This is a genomic window from Roseixanthobacter glucoisosaccharinicivorans (genome assembly GCF_043195095.2).
Classification (GTDB): Bacteria; Pseudomonadota; Alphaproteobacteria; order Rhizobiales; family Xanthobacteraceae; genus NCEH01.
Window position 1 is genome coordinate 1669507 of sequence record NZ_CM195538.1, and the last position, 24893, is coordinate 1694399.

General features: G+C 64.7%; 36 protein-coding genes. 35 read left to right on the plus strand and 1 reads right to left on the minus strand.

The genetic code is table 11. From position 1 onward, the window contains the following. Positions 1 to 42 precede the first annotated feature (42 nt). The 35 genes from tuf (at position 43) to V5F78_RS07575 (ending at position 22859) form a co-directional block, all read left to right on the plus strand. The gene (gene tuf, locus V5F78_RS07405) at positions 43 to 1233 is read left to right on the plus strand and encodes an elongation factor Tu (protein ID WP_509276235.1); all 1191 of its coding nucleotides are present in this window, start codon (positions 43 to 45) and stop codon (positions 1231 to 1233) included. A 65-nt stretch (positions 1234 to 1298) separates the two neighbouring features. Beyond that, a complete protein-coding gene (rpsJ, locus tag V5F78_RS07410; protein ID WP_348845050.1) occupies positions 1299 to 1607 on the plus strand; it encodes a 30S ribosomal protein S10 in 309 nt (102 codons plus the stop codon). Between the two features lie 22 nt (positions 1608 to 1629). Further along, positions 1630 to 2364, plus strand: coding sequence for a 50S ribosomal protein L3 (rplC, locus tag V5F78_RS07415; RefSeq protein ID WP_394071628.1), 735 nt, complete (start codon positions 1630 to 1632; stop codon positions 2362 to 2364). Next, positions 2364 to 2984, plus strand: a complete 621-nt coding sequence (gene rplD, locus V5F78_RS07420; RefSeq protein WP_394071627.1) for a 50S ribosomal protein L4 — start codon at positions 2364 to 2366, stop codon at positions 2982 to 2984. Before rplC ends, rplD begins: the two co-directional genes overlap by 1 nt. Continuing rightward, positions 2981 to 3289, plus strand: coding sequence for a 50S ribosomal protein L23 (locus V5F78_RS07425; protein WP_348845054.1), 309 nt, complete (start codon positions 2981 to 2983; stop codon positions 3287 to 3289). Before rplD ends, V5F78_RS07425 begins: the two co-directional genes overlap by 4 nt. 22 nt (positions 3290 to 3311) lie before the next feature. Further along, positions 3312 to 4145, plus strand: a complete 834-nt coding sequence (gene rplB / locus V5F78_RS07430; RefSeq protein WP_394071626.1) for a 50S ribosomal protein L2 — start codon at positions 3312 to 3314, stop codon at positions 4143 to 4145. A gap of 11 nt (positions 4146 to 4156) precedes the next feature. After that, complete coding sequence (gene rpsS / locus V5F78_RS07435) at positions 4157 to 4435, plus strand: 30S ribosomal protein S19 (protein ID WP_209105111.1); 279 nt, start codon at positions 4157 to 4159, stop codon at positions 4433 to 4435. Between the two features lie 6 nt (positions 4436 to 4441). Further along, positions 4442 to 4822: a 50S ribosomal protein L22 gene (rplV, locus tag V5F78_RS07440; RefSeq protein WP_348845056.1), complete on the plus strand. Its 381-nt coding sequence runs from the start codon at positions 4442 to 4444 to the stop codon at positions 4820 to 4822. Further along, positions 4822 to 5565, plus strand: a complete 744-nt coding sequence (gene rpsC, locus V5F78_RS07445) for a 30S ribosomal protein S3 (protein WP_394045012.1) — start codon at positions 4822 to 4824, stop codon at positions 5563 to 5565. Before rplV ends, rpsC begins: the two co-directional genes overlap by 1 nt. 29 nt (positions 5566 to 5594) lie before the next feature. Then, complete coding sequence (rplP, locus tag V5F78_RS07450; RefSeq protein WP_348845058.1) at positions 5595 to 6008, plus strand: 50S ribosomal protein L16; 414 nt, start codon at positions 5595 to 5597, stop codon at positions 6006 to 6008. Between the two features lie 10 nt (positions 6009 to 6018). Beyond that, a complete protein-coding gene (rpmC, locus tag V5F78_RS07455; protein ID WP_348845059.1) occupies positions 6019 to 6228 on the plus strand; it encodes a 50S ribosomal protein L29 in 210 nt (69 codons plus the stop codon). A 7-nt stretch (positions 6229 to 6235) separates the two neighbouring features. Beyond that, positions 6236 to 6484, plus strand: a complete 249-nt coding sequence (gene rpsQ / locus V5F78_RS07460) for a 30S ribosomal protein S17 (RefSeq protein ID WP_394045010.1) — start codon at positions 6236 to 6238, stop codon at positions 6482 to 6484. A 158-nt stretch (positions 6485 to 6642) separates the two neighbouring features. Next, on the plus strand, positions 6643 to 7011 hold the full coding sequence (gene rplN / locus V5F78_RS07465; protein WP_029006297.1) for a 50S ribosomal protein L14: 369 nt from the start codon (positions 6643 to 6645) through the stop codon (positions 7009 to 7011). Then, positions 7011 to 7328: a 50S ribosomal protein L24 gene (rplX, locus tag V5F78_RS07470; RefSeq protein ID WP_394045008.1), complete on the plus strand. Its 318-nt coding sequence runs from the start codon at positions 7011 to 7013 to the stop codon at positions 7326 to 7328. Before rplN ends, rplX begins: the two co-directional genes overlap by 1 nt. Then, positions 7321 to 7878 (plus strand): 50S ribosomal protein L5, encoded by a 558-nt coding sequence (gene rplE, locus V5F78_RS07475; protein WP_394071625.1) that lies wholly within the window; start codon positions 7321 to 7323, stop codon positions 7876 to 7878. Before rplX ends, rplE begins: the two co-directional genes overlap by 8 nt. 138 nt (positions 7879 to 8016) lie before the next feature. Continuing rightward, complete coding sequence (gene rpsN, locus V5F78_RS07480; protein WP_394071624.1) at positions 8017 to 8322, plus strand: 30S ribosomal protein S14; 306 nt, start codon at positions 8017 to 8019, stop codon at positions 8320 to 8322. 10 nt (positions 8323 to 8332) lie between these two features. Continuing rightward, entirely contained in the window at positions 8333 to 8731 is a 399-nt protein-coding gene (gene rpsH / locus V5F78_RS07485) for a 30S ribosomal protein S8 (protein WP_394045005.1), read from the plus strand. A 19-nt stretch (positions 8732 to 8750) separates the two neighbouring features. Continuing rightward, a complete protein-coding gene (rplF, locus tag V5F78_RS07490) occupies positions 8751 to 9284 on the plus strand; it encodes a 50S ribosomal protein L6 (RefSeq protein WP_394071623.1) in 534 nt (177 codons plus the stop codon). 12 nt (positions 9285 to 9296) lie between these two features. Further along, a complete protein-coding gene (gene rplR, locus V5F78_RS07495) occupies positions 9297 to 9659 on the plus strand; it encodes a 50S ribosomal protein L18 (RefSeq protein WP_348845066.1) in 363 nt (120 codons plus the stop codon). Between the two features lie 18 nt (positions 9660 to 9677). Continuing rightward, complete coding sequence (rpsE, locus tag V5F78_RS07500; RefSeq protein WP_348845067.1) at positions 9678 to 10235, plus strand: 30S ribosomal protein S5; 558 nt, start codon at positions 9678 to 9680, stop codon at positions 10233 to 10235. A gap of 28 nt (positions 10236 to 10263) precedes the next feature. Then, on the plus strand, positions 10264 to 10482 hold the full coding sequence (gene rpmD, locus V5F78_RS07505) for a 50S ribosomal protein L30 (RefSeq protein ID WP_394071622.1): 219 nt from the start codon (positions 10264 to 10266) through the stop codon (positions 10480 to 10482). A gap of 10 nt (positions 10483 to 10492) precedes the next feature. After that, entirely contained in the window at positions 10493 to 10969 is a 477-nt protein-coding gene (gene rplO, locus V5F78_RS07510) for a 50S ribosomal protein L15 (RefSeq protein ID WP_394071621.1), read from the plus strand. 291 nt (positions 10970 to 11260) lie between these two features. Continuing rightward, the gene (gene secY / locus V5F78_RS07515) at positions 11261 to 12595 is read left to right on the plus strand and encodes a preprotein translocase subunit SecY (protein ID WP_394071620.1); all 1335 of its coding nucleotides are present in this window, start codon (positions 11261 to 11263) and stop codon (positions 12593 to 12595) included. Beyond that, positions 12592 to 13176 carry an adenylate kinase gene (locus tag V5F78_RS07520; protein WP_394071619.1) on the plus strand — a complete coding sequence of 195 codons (585 nt, stop codon included), beginning with the start codon at positions 12592 to 12594 and terminating at the stop codon, positions 13174 to 13176. The genes secY and V5F78_RS07520 overlap by 4 nt, the downstream gene beginning before the upstream one ends. 196 nt (positions 13177 to 13372) lie before the next feature. Next, on the plus strand, positions 13373 to 13741 hold the full coding sequence (gene rpsM / locus V5F78_RS07525; protein WP_348845283.1) for a 30S ribosomal protein S13: 369 nt from the start codon (positions 13373 to 13375) through the stop codon (positions 13739 to 13741). 133 nt (positions 13742 to 13874) lie between these two features. After that, on the plus strand, positions 13875 to 14264 hold the full coding sequence (rpsK, locus tag V5F78_RS07530; RefSeq protein WP_348845071.1) for a 30S ribosomal protein S11: 390 nt from the start codon (positions 13875 to 13877) through the stop codon (positions 14262 to 14264). A 127-nt stretch (positions 14265 to 14391) separates the two neighbouring features. Next, positions 14392 to 15417, plus strand: coding sequence for a DNA-directed RNA polymerase subunit alpha (locus V5F78_RS07535; protein WP_394044992.1), 1026 nt, complete (start codon positions 14392 to 14394; stop codon positions 15415 to 15417). A gap of 75 nt (positions 15418 to 15492) precedes the next feature. Beyond that, positions 15493 to 15909 carry a 50S ribosomal protein L17 gene (gene rplQ / locus V5F78_RS07540; protein ID WP_394071618.1) on the plus strand — a complete coding sequence of 139 codons (417 nt, stop codon included), beginning with the start codon at positions 15493 to 15495 and terminating at the stop codon, positions 15907 to 15909. 227 nt (positions 15910 to 16136) lie between these two features. Beyond that, the gene (locus tag V5F78_RS07545; RefSeq protein WP_394071635.1) at positions 16137 to 17561 is read left to right on the plus strand and encodes a Do family serine endopeptidase; all 1425 of its coding nucleotides are present in this window, start codon (positions 16137 to 16139) and stop codon (positions 17559 to 17561) included. A 22-nt stretch (positions 17562 to 17583) separates the two neighbouring features. Further along, positions 17584 to 18894, plus strand: coding sequence for a replication-associated recombination protein A (locus tag V5F78_RS07550; protein ID WP_394071617.1), 1311 nt, complete (start codon positions 17584 to 17586; stop codon positions 18892 to 18894). Positions 18895 to 18999: 105 nt separating this feature from the next. After that, entirely contained in the window at positions 19000 to 19386 is a 387-nt protein-coding gene (gene crcB, locus V5F78_RS07555) for a fluoride efflux transporter CrcB (protein ID WP_394071616.1), read from the plus strand. Between the two features lie 61 nt (positions 19387 to 19447). Further along, positions 19448 to 20521 carry an RluA family pseudouridine synthase gene (locus tag V5F78_RS07560; RefSeq protein ID WP_394071615.1) on the plus strand — a complete coding sequence of 358 codons (1074 nt, stop codon included), beginning with the start codon at positions 19448 to 19450 and terminating at the stop codon, positions 20519 to 20521. Positions 20522 to 20748: 227 nt separating this feature from the next. Then, a complete protein-coding gene (locus V5F78_RS07565; protein WP_394071614.1) occupies positions 20749 to 21369 on the plus strand; it encodes a hypothetical protein in 621 nt (206 codons plus the stop codon). Beyond that, positions 21366 to 22058, plus strand: coding sequence for an HAD-IA family hydrolase (locus V5F78_RS07570; RefSeq protein ID WP_394071613.1), 693 nt, complete (start codon positions 21366 to 21368; stop codon positions 22056 to 22058). The genes V5F78_RS07565 and V5F78_RS07570 overlap by 4 nt, the downstream gene beginning before the upstream one ends. Before the next feature lie 30 nt (positions 22059 to 22088). Next, positions 22089 to 22859: an ATP12 family chaperone protein gene (locus V5F78_RS07575; protein WP_394071612.1), complete on the plus strand. Its 771-nt coding sequence runs from the start codon at positions 22089 to 22091 to the stop codon at positions 22857 to 22859. Positions 22860 to 22872: 13 nt separating this feature from the next. On the opposite strand, the gene V5F78_RS07580 is transcribed toward V5F78_RS07575, so the two are convergent. Next, positions 22873 to 24858 carry a tetratricopeptide repeat protein gene (locus V5F78_RS07580; protein WP_394071611.1) on the minus strand — a complete coding sequence of 662 codons (1986 nt, stop codon included), beginning with the start codon at positions 24856 to 24858 and terminating at the stop codon, positions 22873 to 22875. Between the last annotated feature and the right edge of the window lie 35 nt (positions 24859 to 24893).

Here is a 24893-nt window from a genome sequence, read left to right on the forward strand (position 1 = left end):
CCCTGACCGAGAAATCGCCAGAGAGACCCAACGGAGAGTCCCATGGCCAAAGCAAAATTTGAACGCAACAAGCCGCACTGCAACATCGGCACGATTGGTCACGTTGACCATGGCAAGACGTCGTTGACGGCTGCGATCACGAAGGTGCTTGCGGAAGCGGGCGGCGCGACGTTCACGGCGTACGACCAGATCGACAAGGCGCCTGAAGAGAAGGCGCGCGGCATCACGATTTCGACGGCGCACGTGGAATATGAGACCACGAACCGCCACTATGCCCACGTGGACTGCCCGGGCCACGCCGATTATGTGAAGAACATGATCACCGGCGCGGCGCAGATGGACGGCGCGATCCTGGTGGTTTCGGCGGCCGACGGCCCGATGCCGCAGACCCGCGAGCACATCCTTCTGGCGCGCCAGGTCGGCGTTCCCGCGCTGGTGGTTTTCCTGAACAAGTGCGACATGGTCGACGATCCCGAGCTCCTGGAGCTCGTGGAGATGGAAGTGCGCGAGCTTCTGTCGAAGTACGACTTCCCGGGCGACGACATCCCGATCATCCACGGTTCGGCGCTGATGGCGCTCGAAGGCAAGTCGCCCGAGCTCGGCCATGAAGCGGTGCTGAAGCTGATGGCGGCTGTCGACAGCTACATCCCGCAGCCGGAGCGTCCGGTTGACCTGCCGTTCCTGATGCCGATCGAAGACGTGTTCTCGATCTCGGGCCGCGGCACGGTGGTGACGGGTCGCGTGGAGCGCGGGATCATCAAGGTTGGCGAGGAAGTCGAGATCGTCGGCATCCGTCCGACCACCAAGACGACGGTGACCGGCGTTGAAATGTTCCGCAAGCTGCTGGACCAGGGGCAGGCGGGCGACAACGTGGGCATCCTGGTGCGCGGCACCAAGCGCGAGGACGTGGAGCGCGGCCAGGTCGTGTGCAAGCCGGGTTCGGTGAAGCCGCACACGAAGTTCAAGGCCGAAGCCTATATCCTGACGAAGGAAGAAGGCGGCCGTCATACGCCGTTCTTCACCAACTACCGCCCGCAGTTCTACTTCCGCACGACGGACGTGACGGGCATCTGCACGCTTCCCGAGGGCACCGAAATGGTGATGCCCGGGGACAATGTTTCGATGGACGTGGCCCTGATTGTCCCCATCGCCATGGAGGAGAAGCTGCGCTTCGCCATCCGTGAAGGTGGCCGGACCGTCGGCGCTGGCGTCGTCGCTTCCATCATCGAGTGAAATAGAAGTTTGAACGGGGGCGCGTGGTTCGCCCATGCGTCCCTCTTTCGTGGAGCCCTAGAGCCATGAACGGCCAGAACATTCGAATCCGCCTGAAGGCGTTCGATCATCGCATCCTCGATGCGTCAACACGCGAGATCGTCGCCACGGCCAAGCGCACGGGCGCGCAGGTGCGCGGCCCGATCCCGCTGCCGACGCGGATCGAGAAGTTCACCGTCAACCGGTCTCCGCACGTCGATAAGAAGTCGCGCGAGCAGTTTGAGATGCGTACTCACAAGCGGTTGCTCGATATTGTCGATCCGACGCCCCAGACGGTGGACGCGCTGATGAAGCTCGACCTCGCCGCCGGCGTTGACGTCGAAATCAAGCTCTGAAGTGAGGCGAGGAGACACGACCATGCGGTCAGGCGTCATCGCCCAGAAGGTCGGCATGACACGCATCTTTACGGATGCTGGTGAACATGTCCCGGTCACTGTGCTGAAAGTTGAGAGCTGCCAGGTGGTTGCCCACCGCACGCTCGATAGCAACGGATATGTCGCGGTTCAGCTCGGTGCTGGCCGTCGCAAGCCGAAGAACACCACCCGCGCAGAGCGGGGCCACTTTGCCGTGGCCGAGGTGGAGCCCAAGCGCAAGCTCGCGGAGTTCCGCGTGGATGCCGAAGGCCTCATCCCGGTCGGCGCCGAGATCACCGCTGACCACTTCGTCGTGGGCCAGTATGTGGATGTCACCGGCACCACCATCGGCAAGGGTTTCGCCGGCGGCATGAAGCGGCACAACTTTGGCGGTCTGCGGGCCACTCATGGTGTGTCGATTTCCCACCGCTCCATCGGTTCGACCGGTGGTCGTCAGGATCCCGGCAAGACCTTCAAGAACAAGAAGATGCCTGGGCACATGGGCGACGTCACCGTCACCACCCAGAACCTCAAGGTCGTGATGACCGACGTCGAGCGCGGTCTGATTGCGGTCGAGGGTGCGGTTCCCGGTCACGCCGGCGGCTGGATCACGGTGCGTGATGCGGTCAAGAAGCGCCTGCCCACCGAAGCCCCCAAGCCCGGCGCGTTCAAGCTGCGCGACGGCAATGGCGGCGCGGCCGAGGTGCAGGCTGAAGCGACGAACGGGGAGGGCGCGTGATGGAAATCGCCGTCAAGACGCTCGATGGTACCGACGCAGGTTCGGTGACGCTCTCGGACGAGATTTTCGGTCTCGAGCCCCGTGCGGATATCCTGCATCGGTGCGTGACCTGGCAGCTGTCGCGTCGCCAGGCCGGTACGCATCGCACCAAGGGTCGTTCGGAGATCAACCGTACGTCCAAGAAGCTCTATAAGCAGAAGGGCACGGGTAATGCCCGTCATGGTGCGGCGTCTGCGCCGCAGTTCCGTGGCGGCGGCCGCGCCTTCGGTCCGGTCGTGCGGTCCCACGCCATCGACCTGCCGAAGAAGGTGCGCGCCCTGGCACTGAAGCATGCGCTTTCGTCCAAGGCGAAGGCGGAGCAGATCGTCGTTCTCGACCACATGTCGCTGACCGACCCCAAGACCAAGGCCCTGAAGGAACAGTTCGCGAAGCTCGGTTGGGCTTCGGTGCTGATCGTGGACGGCTCCGAGGTGGAGGCCAACGTCGCCATGGCGGCGCGCAACCTCCCCTACGTGGACGTGCTGCCGATCCAGGGCATCAATGTTTACGACATCCTGCGGCGTGACACCCTGGTCCTGACCAAGGCAGCCGTGGACGCGCTGGAGGCGCGCTTCAAATGAGCCCGCAGCGGAACATCGAGCCACGTCATTACGACGTGATCCTGTCTCCCGTCATCACCGAGAAGGCGACGGCGGCGAGCGAATTCAACAAGGTCGTCTTCAAGGTCGCCCGCACCGCCACCAAGCCCCAGATCAAGGAGGCGGTGGAAAAGCTGTTCGACGTGAAGGTGAAGAGCGTCAACACTTTGGTCCGCAAGGGCAAGGTGAAGATCTTCAAAGGCCGTAAAGGTGTGCAGTCCGACGTGAAGAAGGCGGTCGTGACCCTCGAAGAGGGCCAAACCATCGACGTCACCACGGGCCTGTGAGCAGAGGGACGGGAATAAGACCATGGCGCTGAAGCATTTCAAGCCGGTCACGCCGAGCCTCCGCCAGCTCGTGATTGTGGACCGCTCCGGCCTCTACAAGGGCAAGCCGGTGAAGACGCTGACCGAGGGCAAGAGCTCCTCGGGTGGCCGCAACAATAACGGTCGCATCACGGTTCGTTTCCGTGGCGGCGGCCACAAGCAGACCTACCGCCTGGTGGACTTCAAGCGCGCCAAGCGCGATATGGCGGCCGTGGTGGAGCGGATCGAATACGATCCCAACCGTTCGGCCTTCATCGCCCTGGTCAAGTACGAAGACGGTGATCTGGCCTATATCCTGGCGCCGCAGCGCCTCGCCGTGGGCGATAGCGTGATCGCCGGCGAGCAGGTGGACGTGAAGCCGGGCAATGCCGGGCCGTTGTCGAACCTGCCGGTCGGCACGATCGTGCACAATGTCGAGCTGAAGATCGGCAAGGGCGGCCAGATGGCCCGTTCCGCCGGCGCCTATGCGCAGATCGTCGGCCGCGACCATGGGTATGTGATCGTTCGCCTGAACTCGGGCGAGCAGCGCCTGGTGCACGGCGCGTGCTACGCGACGGTGGGTGCGGTTTCGAACCCGGACCACATGAACATCTCTCTGGGCAAAGCGGGTCGTAACCGCTGGCTCGGACGCAAGCCGCACAACCGCGGCGTGACCATGAACCCGGTCGATCACCCCCACGGCGGTGGTGAAGGACGGACCTCGGGCGGCCGCCATCCGGTCACCCCGTGGGGCCTCCCGACCAAAGGCAAGAAGACCCGCAACAACAAGTCGACGGATCGGTTCATCGTGACCAGCCGTCACAAGCGGAAGAAGTGAGGGCCTGACTTATGTCAAGAGCGATTTGGAAGGGCCCGTTCGTCGACGGCTATCTGCTCAAGAAGGCAGACACCGCGCGTGCTTCGGGTCGCAATGATACGATTAAGATCTGGAGCCGTCGCTCCACGATCCTCCCCCAGTTCGTGGGCCTTACTTTCGGCGTTTATAACGGCCAGAAGCACGTCCCCGTTTATGTGTCGGAAGACATGGTCGGCCACAAGTTCGGCGAATTCTCGCCGACCCGTACCTATTACGGGCACGCGGCCGACAAGAAGTCGAAGCGGCGGTGATAGGCCATGGGTAAGCAGGCAAAGCCCCGCGCTCTCGCGGACAACGAAGCCAAGGCGGTTGCGCGCAATCTGCGTGTCTCCCCCCAGAAGCTGAACCTCGTCGCGGGTCTCATCCGCGGCAAGAAGGTGGCGACGGCGCTCGCCGATCTCGAGTTCTCTCGCAAGCGGATCGCCCGCGATGTGAAGAAGTGCCTCGAGAGCGCGATCGCCAATGCCGAGAACAACCACGAGCTGGACGTCGACGATCTGATCGTTGCCGAAGCGCATGTGGGCAAGGGCCTGGTGATGAAGCGGTTCTCGCCGCGGGCGCGCGGTCGTGCCTCGCGCATCGAGAAGCCGTTCGCTCAGATCACCATCGTGGTGCGTGAAGTTGAGGAGCGGGCCTGATGGGTCAGAAGGTCAATCCGATCGGGCTGCGGCTCGGCATCAACCGCACGTGGGACAGCCGCTGGTTCGCCAACAAGGGCGAATACGGCCAGCTGCTCCACGAGGACATCAAGATCCGCAAGATGCTGTTCAAGCTTCTGAAGCAGGCCGCGGTGTCCAAGGTTGTCATCGAGCGTCCGCACAAGAAGTGCCGCGTGACGATTCATTCCGCTCGCCCGGGCGTGGTGATCGGCAAGAAGGGCGCCGACATCGACAAGCTTCGCAAGAAGGTTGCCGACATGACCAAGTCGGAGGTCTTCATCAACATCATCGAAATCCGCAAGCCGGAAATCGATGCGCGGTTGGTGGCCGAGTCCATTGCCCAGCAGCTGGAGCGCCGCGTTGCGTTCCGTCGTGCCATGAAGCGCGCCGTTCAGTCGGCCATGCGTCTTGGCGCCGAGGGCATCCGGATCAACTGTTCCGGCCGTCTTGGCGGAGCTGAGATCGCGCGCCTGGAGTGGTATCGCGAAGGTCGTGTGCCGTTGCACACCCTGCGCGCCGATGTGGATTACGGCACCGCCACCGCCTTCACGACCTACGGGACGTGCGGCGTGAAGGTGTGGATCTTCAAGGGTGAAATCCTCGAGCACGATCCCATGGCCCAGGACAAGCGCCTGGCCGAGAGTGACGGCCCGAGCGGGCGTCCGCCCCGGCGTGAACGTGATCGCGACCATGGTCGCGACCGCGATCGCGACGCGGCCTGACGCTCGAGCAGAGAGAAAGGCGATAAGCCATGCTGCAACCCAAGCGCACGAAATTCCGCAAGCAGTTCAAGGGACGCATTCACGGCGTCGCTAAGGGCGGCACGGAACTGAATTTCGGCGAATTCGGCCTGAAGGCGCTCGAGCCCGAGCGCGTGACGGCCCGCCAGATCGAAGCCGCGCGTCGCGCGCTGACCCGTCACATGAAGCGTGCCGGTCGCGTTTGGATCCGCGTTTTCCCCGATGTGCCCGTGACCTCCAAGCCCACCGAAGTTCGTATGGGTAAGGGCAAGGGCGCTCCGGAATATTGGGCGGCCAAAATCAAGCCCGGCCGCATCATGTTCGAAATCGACGGTGTCAGCGTCGAGACGGCCCGTGAGGCTCTCACGCTCGCCGCCGCGAAACTGCCCATCAAGACGCGCTTCATTCAGCGCATCGCCGAGTGAGGAGAGGCTCATGAAAGCCGAGGACGTTCGGGCCCTCAGCCCCGATCAGCTCGCCGATGAGCTGCTGAAGCTGAAGAAGGAACAGTTCAACCTGCGCTTCCAGAAGGCGACGGGTCAGCTGGAGAACACGGCGCGGTCCAAGGAGATCCGTCGCGACATCGCGCGGGTCAAGACCGTGCAGACCACCAAGCGCGGCGCGGCCGCGTCGAAGGCGAAGTGAGGGAACGATGCCGAAGCGCGTGCTCCAAGGCGTCGTGGTAAGCGACAAGCAGGACAAGACGGTGGTGGTCCGGGTGGAGCGTCGCTTCACCCACCCGCTGCTGAAGAAGACCGTTCGTCGGTCCAAGAAGTATCACGCGCATGATGCGGAGAATTCGTATCACGTGGGCGATATCGTTTGGATCGAAGAACACCGGCCTCTGTCTAAGCTGAAGAACTGGATCGTGATCCAGGGCGAGAAGCGGGCCGAGGTCTGATAACGAAGCGCTCCGATGCTGGGTCCGTCGAGTTCGGGACGCCTGGACCGAGTGGAGACCGCATCGCAGTGAGAACCGTGTACCGATGAGCGGGCACGGTATGTGGAACGGGCAATGCCGGCTTGCCGGCGGCGCTGGATGACGAGAACAGGTGCGTCATGATCCAGATGCAGACCAATCTCGACGTGGCGGACAATTCCGGTGCGCGTCGCGTCATGTGCATCAAGGTGCTGGGCGGGTCGAAGCGGAAGTATGCTCACGTTGGCGACATCATCGTGGTGTCGGTCAAGGAAGCCATTCCGCGCGGCCGCGTGAAGAAGGGCGATGTCATGAAGGCCGTCGTGGTGCGCACGGCCAAGGACATTCGCCGCGTCGATGGTTCTGTGATCCGCTTCGACCGCAATGCGGCCGTGCTGATCAACAATCAGAAAGAGCCGGTGGGCACTCGTATCTTCGGACCGGTTCCGCGCGAACTCCGCGCCAAGAACCATATGAAGATCATCTCGCTGGCGCCGGAGGTGCTGTGATGGCGGCGAAGATCAAAAAGGGCGACAAGGTCGTCGTTCTCATCGGCCGCGACAAGGGTCGCTCCGGCGAGGTTATTCAGGTGATGCCGAAGGAGGAGCGTGCGCTCGTTCGCGGCGTCAATATCGTCAAGCGCCACCAGCGCCAGACGGCGGACAAGGAAGGCGGGATCATCTCCAAGGAGGCGCCCGTCCATCTGTCCAACCTTGCGGTCGCCGACCCCAAGGATGGCAAGCCGACCCGCGTCGGCTTCCAGGTGCTGGAAGACGGGACGAAGGTCCGCGTGGCCAAGCGTTCCGGGGAGAGGATCGATGGCTGAGGTGAGTTATACCCCCCGGCTGCGTACGCACTACGACGAAGTCGTGCGCCCGAAGCTGATCGAGCAGTTCGGCTATAAGAACCCGCTGCAGGTTCCGACGATCGAGAAGATCGTCATCAACATGGGCGTTGGCGAGGCCACTGCCGACACCAAGAAGGTGACGACCGCCGCCGCGGACCTCGCGCGTATCGCCGGCCAGAAGCCGGTCGTGACGCGGGCCCGCAAGGCGATCTCGAACTTCAAGCTGCGCGAAAACCAGCCTGTTGGCGCGAAGGTCACCCTTCGCAAGGCGCGCATGTTCGAGTTCCTGGATCGGCTCGTCACAATTGCGCTCCCGCGCGTTCGTGACTTTCGCGGTCTGAACCCCAAGAGCTTCGATGGCCGCGGCAATTATGCCATGGGCATCAAGGAACACATCGTGTTCCCCGAGATCAACTATGACCAGGTTGAGCAGATCTGGGGCATGGACATCATCGTGTGCACGACGGCAAAGACGGACGATGAGGCACGGGCTCTGCTGCGCGCTTTCGACTTCCCCTTCCGCCAGTGACGGTATAGAAGAGGCGATTCGCGCCAGGCTTGGGTTAATCCGGCCGGGCGCGGTTCCCTCTCAAATCAAGAGAAGGTTGTGATTTTCCGGCTGTGGAGGGGTTTTGGCCTCTTCAGACGCGGAGAACAGGAGCAAGACATGGCGAAGAAGAGCGCGATCGAGACAAACGAGCGTCGCCGCAAGCTCTCCAAGAGCTTGGCCGGCAAGCGCGCGGGTCTGAAGGCGATCGTGAACGACAAGACCCTGCCGATCGAGGAGCGGTTTGCCGCCACCCTCAAGCTCGCGCAGATGCCGCGGAATTCCGCGCAGATCCGCGTGCGCAATCGGTGTGAAGTCACCGGCCGCCCGCGCGCGTACTACCGCAAGCTCAAGATGAGCCGTATCGCGCTGCGCGAACTCGGGTCCCAGGGACTTGTCCCGGGCCTCGTGAAGTCGAGCTGGTGAGGAGAGGCTCATGTCCATCAACGATCCCATCAGCGATCTGATCACCCGTATCCGCAACGCCCAGATGCGGCGCAAGGAGAAGACCTCGAGCCCCGGTTCGCGCCTGCGTGCTAGCCTGCTCGATGTGCTCCGCGACGAAGGGTATATTCGCGGCTACACCTCGACCGATCACGGCAACGGCCGGACCGAGTTCGAGATCGAGCTCAAGTATTTCGACGGCCAGCCGGTGATCCGCGAGATCAAGCGCGTGTCCAAGCCGGGCCGCCGGGTCTATGCGTCGGTCAAGACCCTTCCGCGCGTTGCGAACGGTCTCGGCATCGCAGTCGTTTCCACGCCCCAGGGCGTGATGGCCGATCACGACGCCCGCGACAAGAATGTCGGCGGCGAAGTGCTCTGCACGGTGTTCTGAGCGAGCGACGGAGAGAAACATGTCGAAGATCGGCAAGCATCCCGTCGCCATTCCCGCCGGCGTCAATGTCAGCGTGGACGGTCAGACGGTTAAGGTGAAGGGCCCCAAGGGCGCCCTCGAATTGACTCTCGTGGAAGAAGTGCTGGCGGAGCTGAACGGCGCCGAATTGCAAGTCTCCATGCGCGGCGAGACGCAGCGGCATCGGGCGATGTGGGGCATGTCCCGCACGCTGGTCGCCAACCTCGTCGAAGGCGTGACGAAGGGTTTCGAGAAGAAGCTCGAAATCACAGGCGTCGGCTACAAGGCCGCGGCTGCCGGCAAGAACCTCAACCTGTCTCTCGGCTATAGCCATGACGTGATCTATGCGATCCCCGAAGGGATCCAGATCGTGACCCCGAAGCCCACGGAAGTGCTGGTTTCGGGTATGGACAAGCAGAAGGTCGGTCAGGTCGCTGCCGAGATCCGCGAGTTCCGCGGCCCCGAGCCTTACAAGGGCAAGGGCGTCAAATACGCAGGCGAATTCATCTTCCGCAAGGAAGGCAAGAAGAAGTAACGGAGGCGAACCATGGCTAAGGATTTGGAGGCGCTGGCGCGCCGCAAGGCCAAGGTGCGCCGTGCGATTCGCGTTGCGGCCAACGGGCGTCCCCGCCTGTCGGTGCACCGCACCTCGCAGCACATCTATGCGCAGATCATTGACGATGCGAAGGGCGAGACCGTAGCGGCCGCCTCGAGCCTCGAAAAGGACCTGCGCGGCACCCTGAAGACCGGCGCAGACACCGAGGCCGCCAAGGCCATCGGCAAGCTGGTTGCTGAGCGTGCGGCGGCGAAGGGCGTGACCGCGGTCGTGTTCGACCGTGGCGCATACATCTATCATGGGCGCGTCAAGGCGCTCGCTGAGGGCGCCCGCGAAGGCGGCCTTCAGTTCTGACGCGAAGGACGTAGCGAAATGGCCCGTGAACGGGAACACCGCGGAGATCGCGAGGATCGTGACAACACGTTCGTGGACAAGCTGGTCCACATCAATCGTGTTGCGAAGGTTGTGAAGGGCGGACGGCGCTTCGGTTTCGCCGCCCTGGTTATCGTCGGCGACCAGAAGGGTCGCGTCGGGTTCGGTCATGGCAAGGCGCGCGAAGTGCCTGAAGCCATCCGCAAGGCCACGGAAAGCGCCAAGCGCGCTCTCATCCGCGTGCCGCTGCGCGAAGGCCGTACCCTGCATCACGACGTGCATGGGCATCACGGTGCGGGCAAGGTCATCCTGCGTGCCGCTCCGGCCGGTACCGGCATCATCGCCGGCGGCCCGATGCGCGCCGTGTTCGAGACGCTCGGCATCCACGATGTCGTCGCCAAGTCGTTCGGGTCGTCCAACCCCTACAACATGGTGCGCGCCACGTTCGACGCCCTGGTCAATCAGGACAGCCCGCGCTCCGTCGCTTCGCGCCGGGGTATCAAGGTGTCGCAGCTCCAGTCCCGCCGCCGCGTCGAAGACGCGGAAGCGACGGACTGAGCCAGGCAGCAACCATTAGGAGCGCGCCATGGCTAAGGCGACCGAAAAGACGGCGGCTTCCACCGCCAAGACCGTAACCGTGGAGCAGATCGGTTCGCCGATCCGCCGCCCGTTCTCGCAGGAGGCGACGCTGGTCGGCCTCGGCCTGAACAAGCGGCATCGTCGCTCCACTCTCCAGGATACGCCGGCCGTGCGCGGCATGATCGCGAAGGTCGGCCATCTCGTCCGTGTGGTCGAGGGCGAGTGAGGGCCATCAAATGAAGCTCGACGAGATCAGAGACAACGTAGGCGCACGCAAGAAGCGCATGCGCGTGGGCCGGGGCATCGGTTCCGGCAAGGGCAAGACCGCGGGTCGCGGCGTCAAGGGTCAAAAGGCCCGTACCGGCGTTGCGATCAAGGGCTTCGAGGGCGGCCAGATGCCGTTGCATCGTCGCCTGCCGAAGCGTGGCTTCAACAACATCTTCGCCCTCGACTTCAATGAAGTCTCGCTGGGCCGGATGCAGACCGCCATTGACGCCGGGAAGCTCGATGCGAACGCGACCATCGACGCCGCCGCGCTCGTGGCAGCCGGTGTCATCCGCCGCGCCAAGGATGGCGTGCGGGTGTTGGGGTCGGGCGAACTGAAGGCGAAGGTGTCGCTTGAGGTGGCCTATGCGACCAAGTCGGCTGTTGAAGCGATCGAAAAGGCTGGTGGCTCGGTCACTATGTCTGCGGTAGCGGTAGAAGCTGCGTGATTTCTGACGGCGGCGGGCAGGATCTGCTTCGCCGTCGTTCTTGCTGCATTACGTAAAATGCATTTCGTTTCAAGAATTTAAGGCTCCACCGGGCATGGGGCCGAAGTTAGAGGCGGTGTTTCCGCCTCATCGCGTAGGCCCGGCGCGTCATCTCGCCAATGGTCTGCCGCGGCGAGTGCGGGTATGACCGATGGAAAGATGCGGTGCGTGCCGGCTCTCGCCCTGACGCCGCGCGCTCCCGCTTCTCATGGATAGGCCGTTCCCACGCGGATGGCCCAAGCGGAGCAAGGCATGGTCTCGGCGGCGGAACAACTCGCAGCGAACCTGAATTTCGGTGCTCTCGGCAAGGCCGAGGAACTGAAAAAGCGCATCTGGTTCACCCTCGGCGCCCTTCTGGTGTATCGCCTTGGAACCTATATCCCCTTGCCGGGGATCAATCCCGACGCGCTCTCGCAAGTCTTTCACGGCGCGCAAAACGGCATTCTCGGCCTGTTCAACATGTTCTCCGGCGGTGCCGTCGAGCGCATGGCGATCTTCGCCCTGAACATCATGCCGTATATCTCCGCCTCGATTATCATTCAGCTTCTCACCACCGTCTCGCCGACGCTGGAAGCGCTGAAGAAGGAAGGCGAGAGCGGTCGCAAGCAGATCAACCAATATACCCGCTACCTCACAGTGGTTCTGGCGCTGTTCCAGGCCTATGGCATCTCCGTGGGCCTCGAAAGCTCGGGTTCGGTGGTGCAGGATCCGGGACTGTTCTTCCGGATTTCGACTGTCATCACGCTGACCGGCGGCACCATGTTCTTGATGTGGCTCGGTGAGCAGATCACGTCGCGCGGCATCGGCAACGGCACGTCTCTGATCATCTTCGCGGGTATCGTTGCGGAGCTTCCCGGCGCTTTCGTTCGGACCTTGGAGCTCGGACGTCAGGGCGCGATTTCGACTCCCATCATCCTTCTCGTGCTGGTCATGGTGATTGGTCTGATCGCCTTCATCGTGTTCATGGAGCGGGCTCAGCGCCGGTTGCTGGTGCAATATCCCAAGCGACAGGTCGGCAATCGCCTGTATGAGGGGCAGTCCTCACATTTGCCCCTGAAGTTGAACACTTCGGGTGTGATTCCGCCGATTTTCGCCTCTTCTCTGCTGCTTATTCCCACGACGATCGCGAGCTTCATGCAGGGGTCGGGTCCGGAATGGCTTGGCGTCGTCACCACCCAGCTGGGTCACGGCCGGCCGCTGTATATGGTTCTCTATGTCGCGCTGATCGTGTTCTTCTGCTTCTTTTACACCGCGATCGTGTTCAATCCGGTGGAGACGGCGGACAATCTGAAAAAGCACGGCGGCTTCATTCCCGGCATTCGCCCTGGTGAGCGCACCGCGGAATATATCGACTATGTGCTGACCCGAATCACTGTCGTGGGTGCTGCTTACATTGCGGCAGTGTGTCTCTTCCCCGAACTGCTCATTTCCTACGCGGCCGTTCCGTTCTATTTCGGAGGGACGTCGTTGTTGATCGTGGTTAGCGTCACGATGGACACCGTATCTCAGATACAGGGACACCTCTTGGCCCACCAGTACGAAGGACTGGTCAAGAAGGCCAAGCTGCGTGGGGGGAGACGGAAATGAGATTGATTCTGCTGGGACCTCCCGGGGCGGGGAAGGGGACTCAAGCCCAGCGACTGGTGGCCCGTCACGGGATTGTCCAGCTCTCGACCGGCGACATGCTGCGGGCCGCGGTTGCGGCCCAGACGCCGGTGGGGCTGAAGGCCAAGGCGGTGATGGAAGCGGGCGGTCTGGTATCGGACGACGTCGTCATCGGCATCATAGCCGAACGACTGGAGCATGCGGACGCACAGAAGGGATTCATCCTGGACGGGTTCCCGCGCACGGTCGCCCAGGCGGAGGCGCTGGACCATATGCTTGCCGAGAAGGGCCTCAAGCTCGATGCGGTGATTGAGCTTGTGGTGGACCAGGCGCTTCTGACCGATCGAATCATGCGCCGCGCCGAAGAGACGAAGGCGCGCGGCGAGCCGGTTCGCAAGGATGATGATCCGGACGTATTCCGGCATCGGCTGGACGCCTACAACCGCGATACGGCGATCGTCGCGCCTTATTATGCGGCACGCGGCCAGTTGCAGCAGATCGACGGTATGCGCCCCATCGACGAGGTGACGAAGGCCATCTCCGAGGTGCTCGAAACGGTCTGAGGGGGATCGGTGGGGGTGCGACTTGACGTCTCCCTCATAAGCGTGTATCAGCGCTCCCTTCATCCGGCATCCGTGCTGCCCGCGCCGCTTTTGGCGACGTGGGACGTGCGGGTTTTGTTTTATCTCCGCATGGGCCGGCCTCCACCGGACGCGGAGACACCGCCCCGCTCCGTGGGCGGTCCACATGGAGAGACACGTGGCTCGTATCGCTGGCGTTAACATTCCGACCAACAAGCGCGTGATCATCGCGCTTCAGTACATTCACGGCATCGGCGCGAAGAAGGCCGAGGAGATCGTGACCAAGGTGAACATCCCGGCCGAACGCCGCGTGAACCAGCTCACCGATCAGGAAGTGCTGCAGATCCGCGAGACCATCGACCGCGATTATATCGTGGAAGGCGACCTGCGCCGCGAAGTGTCCATGAACATCAAGCGTCTGATGGACCTCGGCTGCTACCGCGGCCTGCGCCATCGTCGCGGCCTGCCGGTGCGCGGCCAGCGCACCCACACCAACGCCCGCACCCGCAAGGGTCCGGCGAAGGCGATCGCCGGCAAGAAGAAGTGATCCGCGCCTAGCGCGATCAGGGGAGGCCGGTGCGCCGGCCTTCCTTTTTGTGTTTCGCTCGACCCGCTCCCATGAGGGAGCACCCGTCCCGAGCGCCTGGTGTTACGGGCGCGCCTGAAGGATCAAAGTACAGATGGCCAAGGAAGCTACCCGCGTTAAACGTCGTGAGCGCAAGAACATCGCCTCCGGCGTCGCGCATGTGAACGCCTCGTTCAACAACACCATGATCACCATCACCGATGCGCAGGGAAACACGATTTCCTGGTCGTCCGCCGGTGCCATGGGCTTCAAGGGTTCGCGCAAGTCCACCCCGTACGCCGCCCAGGTTGCCGCTGAAGACGCGGCCCGCAAGGCTGCGGAGCACGGCATGCGCACCCTGGAAGTGGAAGTCTCCGGCCCCGGTTCGGGACGTGAGTCTGCCCTGCGCGCCCTTCAGGCCGCTGGCTTCATGGTGACCTCGATCCGGGACGTGACCCCGATCCCGCATAACGGTTGCCGTCCGCGCAAGCGCCGGCGCGTCTGAGCGTTCCATTGGCTCGCCGGCCCGGTCGGCGAGCCTTCTGCCCGGTTCCTCCCCCCGCATACGGGACGGGTCGGCGCCTCGCGGTCAGAGATCGCACCTGAGTGCAGCGGCCCGGTGAGAAGGCAAGGTGACGCAAGTGATTCAGAAGAACTGGCAAGAACTGATCAAGCCCGAGAAGTTGCAGGTCACGGCTGGCCGCGATCCCAAGCGCCTCGCCACCGTCGTGGCCGAGCCGCTGGAGCGTGGCTTCGGCATGACCCTCGGCAATTCGCTGCGGCGCATCCTGCTGTCCTCGTTGCAGGGCGCGGCGGTGACCTCGGTGCATATCGACGGCGTGCTCCACGAGTTTTCGTCGATCCCCGGCGTGCGGGAGGATGTGACCGACATCATTCTCAACATCAAGGACATCGCCATCAAGATGCAGGGCGAAGGCCCCAAGCGTCTGGTCGCGAAGAAGACCGGGCCCGGCGTGTTGACCGCCGGCGACATCCAGACCGTGGGCGACATCCAGGTGCTCAACCCGCACCTCGTCATCTGTACGCTGGATGACGGCGCCGAGCTGCGCATGGAATTCACCATCGACACCGGCAAGGGCTATGTGGCGGCCGACCGCAATCGGCCGGAAGATGCGCCCATCGGGCTCATCCCCATCGACAGCCTGTATTCGCCGGTCCGCAAGGTCTCCTACAAGGTCGAGAACACCCGTGAGGGTCAGATCCTCGACTATGACAAGCTGACCATGCAGATCGAGACCGACGGGTCCATTTCTGCGGAAGATGCGCTGGCTTATGCCGCGCGAATCCTGCAGGACCAGCTTGAGATCTTCGTGAACTTCGAAGAGCCCAAGCGTGAGAGCGAATCCACCGCCATCCAGGAGCTGCCCTTCAACCCGGCGCTTCTCAAGAAGGTGGACGAGCTGGAGCTTTCGGTGCGTTCGGCGAACTGCCTGAAGAACGACAACATCGTCTATATCGGCGACCTGATCCAGAAGAGCGAGACGGAGATGCTCCGCACGCCGAACTTCGGGCGCAAGTCGCTGAACGAGATCAAGGAAGTCCTGGCTTCCATGGGTCTGCATCTCGGCATGGAAGTGCCGGGCTGGCCGCCTGAGAACATCGAAGAGCTGGCAAAGCGCTTCGAAGATCACTACTGAGCTTTCCATACGCGGCTCGAGCCGCTCAACCATAAGCCGGCTCGAAACGCCGTCGGATTTTAGGAGTTCGCCGTCATGCGTCACGGCAAGGTACATCGCAAGTTCAACCGCACCTGGGAACATCGCAAGGCGATGTTCATGAATCTCAGCGCGGCGCTCATCACCCATGAGCAGATCGTCACCACCCTGCCCAAGGCGAAGGATCTTCGCCCGGTGGTGGAAAAGCTCGTCACGCTCGCCCGCCGCGGCGATCTGCATGCGCGCCGCCAGGCCATCGCCGAGCTGCGCGACGTTGCGGTGGTGAAGAAGCTGTTCGACGTGATCGCGCCCCGTTATCAGGCGCGTCCGGGTGGCTACACCCGCATCGTCAAGGCCGGCTTCCGCTATGGCGACTCGACTCCCGTTGCGGTGATCGAGTTCGTCGATCGCGACGTGGATGCCAAGGGTGCCGCCGATCATGCGCGCACGGCCGCCGAGGCTGCCGCCGCCTGAGGCTGAATTTCATTCCGCTTCCGAACCTTTTGGAAGGGCGGCCGCAAGGTCGCCCTTCTTTCGTTTCAGGCAGGCTCTATATGTGGCATGCGGTGCCGCTTGGCGCCGGTGCGGACCTAAGGTGGCTCATGGCTTCTGGCATCTCCCACTTTTTTCAGCTGAAATCCTTCGTCCAGGCCCTGGCGTCCCGGCCGGCGCGGGTGCCGGCCTTGCTCGCGTGCGCGGGCATGCTTGGGCTCCTGGCGCTCGGCGCGACGGGAGAGGCGCGTGCCCAGGCCGCGCCGGCCCCAAGCCAGACCCAGGGTGCGCAGGTGCCGGCCTCCCGCAGCGAAATCACCCTCAGCTTCGCGCCGGTTGTGGCACGCACCGCGCCGGCGGTGGTGAACGTCTATGCGCTGAAGAGCGCGCCGCGTACCAATCCGTTCTTTGACGACCCATTCTTCCGGCGCTTTTTCGGTGGCGGGCAGGGCGGCGATGCCCCTGGCCTCGGCGGACCCGAGCGGATGCAGCGCTCGCTAGGCTCGGGCGTTATCGTGGATCCAAGCGGCCTCGTGGTCACCAATCATCATGTGATCCAGGGCGCGGACCAGATCCGCATCGCGCTCAACGACAAGCGCGAGTTCGATGCCGAGCTGTTGCTCAGCGATCCGCGCACGGACCTAGCGGTGCTGCGGATCAAGGGTGACCAGAAGACCTATGCGAGCCTCGAACTCGGCAATTCGGACGATCTTGCCGTGGGCGATCTGGTGCTGGCGATCGGCGATCCGTTCGGCGTCGGCCAGACCGTCACTCAAGGCATCGTTTCGGCGCTTGCCCGCACGCAGGTGGGCGTGTCGGACTATCAGTTCTTCATCCAGACCGACGCGGCGATCAATCCGGGCAATTCCGGCGGCGCATTGGTGGACATGGCGGGGCGGCTGATCGGGATCAACACCGCGATCTATTCGCGCTCGGGTGGGTCGCACGGCATCGGCTTTGCCATTCCGACGAATATGGTCCGCGTGGTGCTGGAATCGGCGAAGGCCGGGTCCGCAACCGTGCGCCGCCCCTGGCTCGGCGCCAAGTTGCAGCGCGTGACGCCGGAAATCGCCGAGGGGCTTGGCATCGCCCGGCCAACCGGCGTCCTGGTGCAAAGCGTACTGGCCGCGAGCCCTGCCGCCAAAGCGGGAATCAAGACCGGCGACCTGATCGTCGCGGTGGAAGGGCAGGGGGTCGATGATCCGGAATCCCTTGGCTATCGCTTCGCCACCCGCCCCATAGGTGGAACGGTCACTTTCACCATCAACCGGCAAGGCCGCGAGACTCAGGTGAGGGTCGCGCTGGAGCCGGCGCCTGAAAGCGTGCCGCGACAGGAGATCGTCTTGCGCGGCCGGTCGCCCTTCGCCGGCGCGCGGGTGGTGAATGTATCTCCCGCAGTTGCCGAGGAGATGCGGGTGGACGTTGATGACACCGGCGTCGTGGTGGCCGATGTGGCGGAGAATTCCCCCGCCGCCGCGGCCGGTTTTCGCCCGGGTGACGTCATCCTGGCGGTCAATGGAGCCAAGATCGCGCGCACGGCGGATCTGGAGCAGGCGACGCGCGCGCCCATGCGAGCGTGGCAGGTGAGCGTGGCGCGCCGCGGGCGCGTCATCAATGCGGTGATCGGCGGCTGAGCGCGGAAGGGTTCGGCGGTTCATGGTGAGCTTGTTTGAAGCGGCCGGACTGGAACAGGGGGCGCCGCGCCCCCTGGCGGATCGCCTGCGCCCGGAGAAGATCGCGGATGTCGTGGGGCAAGACCATCTGGTCGGGCCCGATGGCGTGCTCACGCGCATGCTGGAGGGCCGTTCGCTCGGCTCGCTCATCCTGTGGGGGCCGCCCGGCACCGGCAAGACCACGGTGGCGCGCCTGCTGGCCCATGCCACCGACCTGCATTTCGAACAGATCTCCGCCATTTTCTCGGGCGTTGCCGATCTGAAGAAGGTATTCGAGCAGGCCCGCCATCGCCGCGCAACAGGGCGGGGCACGCTGCTGTTCGTGGATGAGATCCACCGCTTCAACCGCGCCCAGCAGGACAGTTTCCTCCCCGTGATGGAGGACGGCACGGTGACGCTGGTGGGCGCCACCACGGAAAATCCGTCTTTCGAGCTCAACGCGGCCTTGCTCTCTCGCGCGCGCGTGCTGGTGTTCCGCGCGCTGGATGAAGAGGCTATTTCCCGCCTGCTGGCGCGTGCCGAGGAGGTCGAGGCTCGGCCGCTGCCGCTGGATGCCGACGCCCGCGCCGCGCTCGCACGCATGGCGGACGGCGACGGACGCGCCGCGCTGACCCTGGCCGAGGAGGTCTGGCGCGCCGCACGCCCCGACGAGGTGTTCGACACGGCCGGTTTGCAGGACGTCGTGCAGCGCCGCGCGCCGATCTACGACAAGAGCGAGGACGGGCACTACAACCTCATCTCAGCCCTGCACAAATCTGTGCGCGGGTCGGACCCGGACGCGACACTTTATTATCTCGCCCGCATGCTGGATGCCGGGGAAAGCCCTTTGTTCCTGGCGCGCCGGCTGGTGCGCATGGCGGTGGAGGATATCGGGCTCGCGGATCCGCAGGCCCTCGTGGTCGCGAATGCGGCGAAGGACGCCTACGACTTCCTCGGCTCCCCGGAAGGCGAACTGGCGCTGGCCGAGGCCGCCGTCTATCTGGCCACGGCGCCGAAATCCAATTCGGTCTACAAGGCGTGGTCGGCGGCCATGCGCACTGCCAAGGCCGGGGGCTCCCTAGTGCCGCCGAAGCATATCCTCAACGCGCCCACCAAGCTCATGAAGGGCGAGGGCTACGGCAAGGGCTATCGCTACGACCATGACGAGCCCGATGCCTTCTCGGGCCAGAATTATTTCCCCGAGCAGCTCGGGCGGCAGAGCTTCTTCCATCCGGTGGAGCGCGGCTTCGAGCGCGAAATCAAGAAGCGCATGGACTATTGGGCCAGATTGCGGGCGGAGCGCGGGGAGCCGTAATGCCGGGATGCGTGCTGCGATGCAAAAATCCCCCAGCGCGCCCTTGATGCCGGGCTCCCCGGAAAGCTAAGACGAAGCGGGTCCTTCATTCGTGCAGGTGCAGCCATGATTCCCGCGCTTCTGGTCTTCGTCGGAGCGGGCCTGGGCGGCCTGATGCGCCACCTTTTCAATCTGGCAGGGATGCGCCTGCTCGGAATGGTGGAATTTCCCTATGTCACGATGTTCATCAACGTGCTGGGATGTTTCATCATGGGGCTGGCGACCATATGGTTCGCCATGAGGTCCGGGGTGAGCTGGTCCCAGCCCACGCGGCTGTTCCTGACCACAGGGATGCTGGGCGGGTTTACCACTTTCTCCACGTTTTCCCTGGAATTCGCCCTGCTGATGGAGCGCGGCGTCTGGGGGCACGCGGCGCTCTATGCCATCGGCTCGCTGGTGCTGTGCATCCTCGCCGTGACGGCCGGCATGGCACTCATGCGCGCCCTTACGTGACAGACGGGCGCGGGACGCGTAAATCTGCGCGCAAGTTCCGACCGTTGCGAGGATGTGACCCATGGCGGTCGAGTTAAAGCAGGTGAGTGCGGATGAGGCCGGGATGCGCCTCGACCGCTGGTTCAAGGCCCATTTCCCGGACCTGTCGTTCGGCCATCTCCAAAAGCTGGTGCGAACCGGACAAGTGCGCGTCGATGGCGGGCGCGTGAAGACGTCCTCGCGCCTCGATCCAGGCCAGAGCGTGCGCATTCCGCCGCTCGGCGTCGATGCTGCGGGGATTGAGCCGGTGGATGCGGCCGATGAGGCAGCGCGGGCCGCCGCACCGGGTGGCGAGGCGGGTGAACGCCCGGCCGCGCCGCGCGGCGTGATTGCTGCCGCAGCGCGCCGCGAGAATGAAGACCTGACCGCGCTGAAAGCCATGATCCTCTATGAGGACAAGGATGTGATGGTGCTGAACAAGCCCATGGGCCTCGCGGTCCAGGGCGGTTCCGGCACCTATCGGCACGTGGACGGCATGCTCGATTCCATGCGGGATCGCGACGGGCAGAAGCCGCGCCTCGTCCACCGCATCGACAAGGACACCGCCGGCTGCCTGCTGATCGCCAAGACCCGCCTCGCCGCGTCGATCCTTACCAAGAGCTTCCGCTCGCGCGAGGCGCGTAAGATCTATTGGGCTCTGGTGCCGGGCGTGCCGAAGCCACGGCAGGGGCGCATCTCCACCTATCTCGCCCGCGAGGAGAGCGAAGAGCGCATGCGTGTCGCCAAGCACGGCGACGACGAGGCGAGCCACGCGCTCACCTATTATGCGGTGGTGGACCAGGCGGCGCAGAAGATGTCCTGGCTCTCGCTCAAGCCGGTCACCGGCCGCACCCATCAGCTGCGCGCCCATATGGCCCACATCGGCCATCCGATCGTCGGCGATCCGAAATATTTCAACATCGAGAATTGGGAGTTTCCCGGCGGCATGCAGAACAAGCTGCATCTGCTGGCGCGCCGGATCGTGATTCCCCATCCGCGCGGGACCGGCGTGATCGACGTTTCCGCGCCGCTGCCGCCCCACATGGCCCAGTCCTGGGCGGTTCTGGGGCTCGACGCCACGCAATACGATCCCATCCTAGAAGCGCCCGAATCCTGATCCGGGCGCGGGGTACTGCGCCCGCCTTGCCCAGCTCAGCTGCGACCGCGCAGGTTTCCCCTGGGGACAAACCGCGCTACATGGGTGCCGGGGGCGCGCCATCCAATCAAGTCAGGAGATGATGCATGAGCCGACAGCCAGACTTGTGTCCCGGCTGCGGAGCACCGACGCATCCCCACGCACATGAATGCGCCGAATGCGGTGCCGTCCTGCCGCCGCGCCGTTCGATGCTTCCCCTTATTGTCGGCGCCACGGGCGTCCTGGTCGCGCTGTTGGCCGGCGCCGGCGTGTGGATCATGTTGAGCCCGCCGCCAGCCGGTACGCAGCAGGAGGCGAGCGCGCCGACAGCCGCGCCACCCGCAGCCGCGCCGCCGGCGCCGGCCCAGCCCGCGCCCGCCGCATCTGCCCCAGCCGCGCCGGCCCCCGCGCAGACAGGCCCCGCAGCGTCCGACTCCCAGCTCGTCGCCCCGCAACTCGTCGCGCCCCAGCTCGTGCCCTCGGCGTCTGTGCTGACCGACACTCCGCAAGCGGAGAGCGGCTTACCGGCCGCTCGCCCGGGCGTACCGCAGCTGTCCGCGGACGAACCGACCCGGCGCGCGTTCGCGAAGACCACTCAGGATAATTTCGTCCAGAACGGGCTCGATCTCCAGGTGACCACCAGCGGACCCGAAGCGACCACCATCGCCATCAAGTTCAACTTCCCGGCCAAGACAGCGGTGGAACTGATCGCCTCGGGCCCGTTTCCGCGCCAGTGCAAGCAGCGTGGCTTCAAGACCATTCAATTCCTTGATCCCAACGCCATATCCTGGACGTACGACCTCGCCACCGACAAGCTGACCCAGAAATGACCTCCGAAGACCGGCTTCCCGCTCTCATCCTGTTCGATTGCGACGGCACGCTAGTGGATAGCCAGCATGCCATCGTCGAGGCCATGAGCGCGGCTTTCGTTTCGTGCGGTGTGGCTCCGCCCACGCGGGAGGAGATTCTCTCCGTGGTCGGCCTGTCGCTGCCCGAGACATTTCAGGTTTTGTCCCGCGGGGCCGTGGATTTCCCCGCGAGCGCCCTGGAGGAGGCGTATCGCTCCACCTACCGCACGCAGCGCGAATCCGCCCCCACCGAGCCGCTCTATCCCGGCGCGCGCGAAACGCTGGAACTGCTGCGCACCCGTGCCGATCTGAGCTTGGGCATGGTCACCGGCAAAGCGCGGCGCGGAGTACGGCGCGTTTTGACCGGCCATGCGATGGAGGGCTGGTTCGCCACAATCCAGACGGCCGACGATGCCCCGTCCAAGCCCCATCCCGGCATGGTGCTCCAGGCGATGGCCGAGATGGGGGCGCAGCCCGCCTTTACCGTTGTGGTGGGCGATACCACCTACGACATGGAAATGGCCAAGGCGGCCGGTGCCTTCGCCATCGCGGTCGGCTGGGGCTATCATCAGCCCGCCGCTTTGCTGGCAGCCGGCGCGGACTTGATGGTGGAGCGCTTCGCGGATCTGCCGGTGGCCATAGAAACCTTGTTCGCGCGCATCCCCGCATAAGCCGCGCCAGGAGAAGACACGAGACCCGACATGCGCGATCTTCTGGAAGGCATTGAGACAACCGGCATTGATCCGGCGGAATCCGTGCGCGCCGCCCAGCGGGTGACGCTGCCGAAGCGTTTCTACACGGCGGCCGGTGTCGGCACCGACGGGGAGGGGTTCACCATTCTCCTGGACGGGCGGCCGGTGCGGACCCCGGCGCGCGATATCCTGCGCCTGCCCACGCGTGCCCTGGCCGAGGCGGTGGCGGCCGAATGGGAGGCCCAGATCAGCGTGATCAATCCGCACGCCATGCCGCTGACGCGCCTCGTCAATGTGGTGCTGGACGGGGTGATGCGCGATCCTGCCGCCTCCGCCGCCGAGGTGGTCAGCTATGCCGGCACCGATCTGCTCTGCTATCGCGCCGATGGGCCGGAGCGGCTGGAGGCGCAGCAGGCGCAGGCGTGGGACCCGGTGCTGGACTGGTTTCGCGACCAGCACGGCGCGCGCTTTTTCCTCAGCACCGGCGTGCGCCATGTGAAGCAGCCGGACGAGACCTTGGCGCGCATCGCCGAACTGGTGCCGCGCGAGCCGTTCCGCCTCGCGGCCGTCACCTCCATGACCGCACTCACGGGGTCGGCCCTGCTGGCGCTGGCGGTGGCCCATGGTGCTATCGACGCTGAAACCGCATGGACCGCCGCCCATGTGGACGAGGCATGGAATCGCGCCCAATGGGGGGAGGATGAGCTTGCGGCCGCCCGCCACGCCGCCCGCAAGGTGGAGATGGACGCCGCCGCGCGCCTGCTTTCGCTGATGGACTGAAGCCGGCAGCGCCTCAGGCGGCGGGCGCGGCCATGCGCCGCTTCACGTCTTCTGCCATGCGCGCGAACACGGTGCTCCAATCGCCCGGCATATCCTGGCGGAACAGGCGAACGCTCGGATACCAGGGGGTATCCTCCCGCACCGCCAGCCAGCGCCAATCGCACCCGGCGATCAGCGCCAGCAGGGCTGGGCGACCGAGCGCGCCGGCCAGATGGATCATGGCGGTATCGCAAGAGATCACCAGATCGCACGCGGCAAGGATCGCCGCGCTGTCGAGGAAGGTCTCGCCCGGCGGATCCATGGCTGCCAGGGTCTCGACCGCGAACGGCAGGCCGGCGGCTTCCGCCTGCTCCTCGCCCGGCCCCTTCTGAAGTGAGAGAATCCGCACGCCGTCCAGCGCCGCGACGGGCGCCAGGGCGGCGAGGGGAAAGGCGCGGCTCATGCCGGCTTCACCCTTGGGATTTCCCGCCCAGGCGACAGCGATCTTGAACCCGCCGTCGCCCAGCCTCTGCCGCCACGCCTCGGTGCGGGTGGGCTGCGCCTTCAGATAAGGCGCGAAGGGCGGCAGCGTCTGCGGCGTGAGATGGAGCAGATGCGGCACGCTCATCAGCGGTGCCCACCTGGCCGGCTCACGCAGCGCCATGGCCTGCTCGATGCTCATGACGCCAGCGATGCCTTCGATCCCCGAGAGGAGGGGCAGCATTTCGGGCGTTGCCGCCAAAGCCACCTTGTGGCCGAGGCGGCCGAGCAGCGGCGCGAAGCGGGCAAACTGGATGATATCGCCGCGTCCTTGCTCCCCCTGGAGCACGAGAAGGCTCTTCTGGTCCGGCTTGTCGCCGGTCCAGCGTGGGTAGGGAAATTCGGCATAGCCCTTCTGGCGCAACTCGTTGCGGCGCTCAAACAGGGGCAGGCCGCGCATCCAGTCGCCGCTGCGCAGCCGTGCGGTGGCCAGCAGGAAGGCGACCTCCGGATGGGGCGGCGCCGCCTGGTGCAGGGTCTCAAGATCTTGCTTACCCGTGTCGAGCCGGCCAAGATCCATCTGGAGCTGGGCCCGCAGAATGCGGGCGCGGATGAAGGTGGGATCGCGCGCGAGCGCGCTGTCGAGATCGGCGATCGCTTCCCCATGCCGCCCGACGGTCGAGAGCAGCAAGGCGCGAGGATAAAGAATCGCAGGCCGGTCGGGCGCCAGTTCCACGGCGCGCGAGGCGCTTTCCACGCCTTCGGAAAAGCGCCGCAGGTCCAGCAGCACGCTGGCGCGGTTGGCGTGCGCCTGCGCGGCGCGGGGATCGAGCGCCAGCGCGCGGTCCAGCAACTCCAGCGCCTCCTGCGGACGGTCCAGATTGCGCAGGGCGAGCGCCGTATTGGACAGCGCGTCCACATTGTCCGGTTCCGCCGCCAGCACGGTCTCGAACGCCGCGAGGGCGGGGGCGTAGCGCATGAGGGCGCTCAGCGAGACGCCCCGGTTGAGATGGGCGGGGCCCATGTCCGGGGCCATGGACAGCGCGGTGTCGAAGGATTTGATGGCGTCCTCGTGCCGCTCCATCTCCTGCAACAGTGCACCACGATTGAGCCAGCCTTCCGGGCGGCGCGGCGCGAGGCGCAGGGATTCATCATAAGCGCGCAGCGCCTCGGTGCGGCGGCCGAGGGCGCCGAGCAGGCCGGCGCGGCTGTCCCAGGCATCGGGATTTTCCGGTGCGAGCGCGATCGCCCGATCATAGGCCGCGAGTGCTTCCGTCAGGCGGCCGAGCCGCTCCAGGGCCAGACCAAGCAGATCGAACGCCCGCGCATCCTGTGGTGCCGCCTGTGTCGCCTGGGTGAGCAGGCGTGCACCTTCTTCCAATTGCCCCGCCTGGCACCGCAGCCGGCCGAGCCGGAACAGGGCTTCGCCCTCTTGCGGCGTCGTGCGCAGAATCTCCCCATAGAGCCCCGCCGCTTCGTCCAATTGGCCGGAATCGTGAAGGGCAATGGCACGGTCGAGCAGGGAGGAGGATTCGGGCATGGTCCGACGCTACTGATAAGGGAGCGGCACCATAT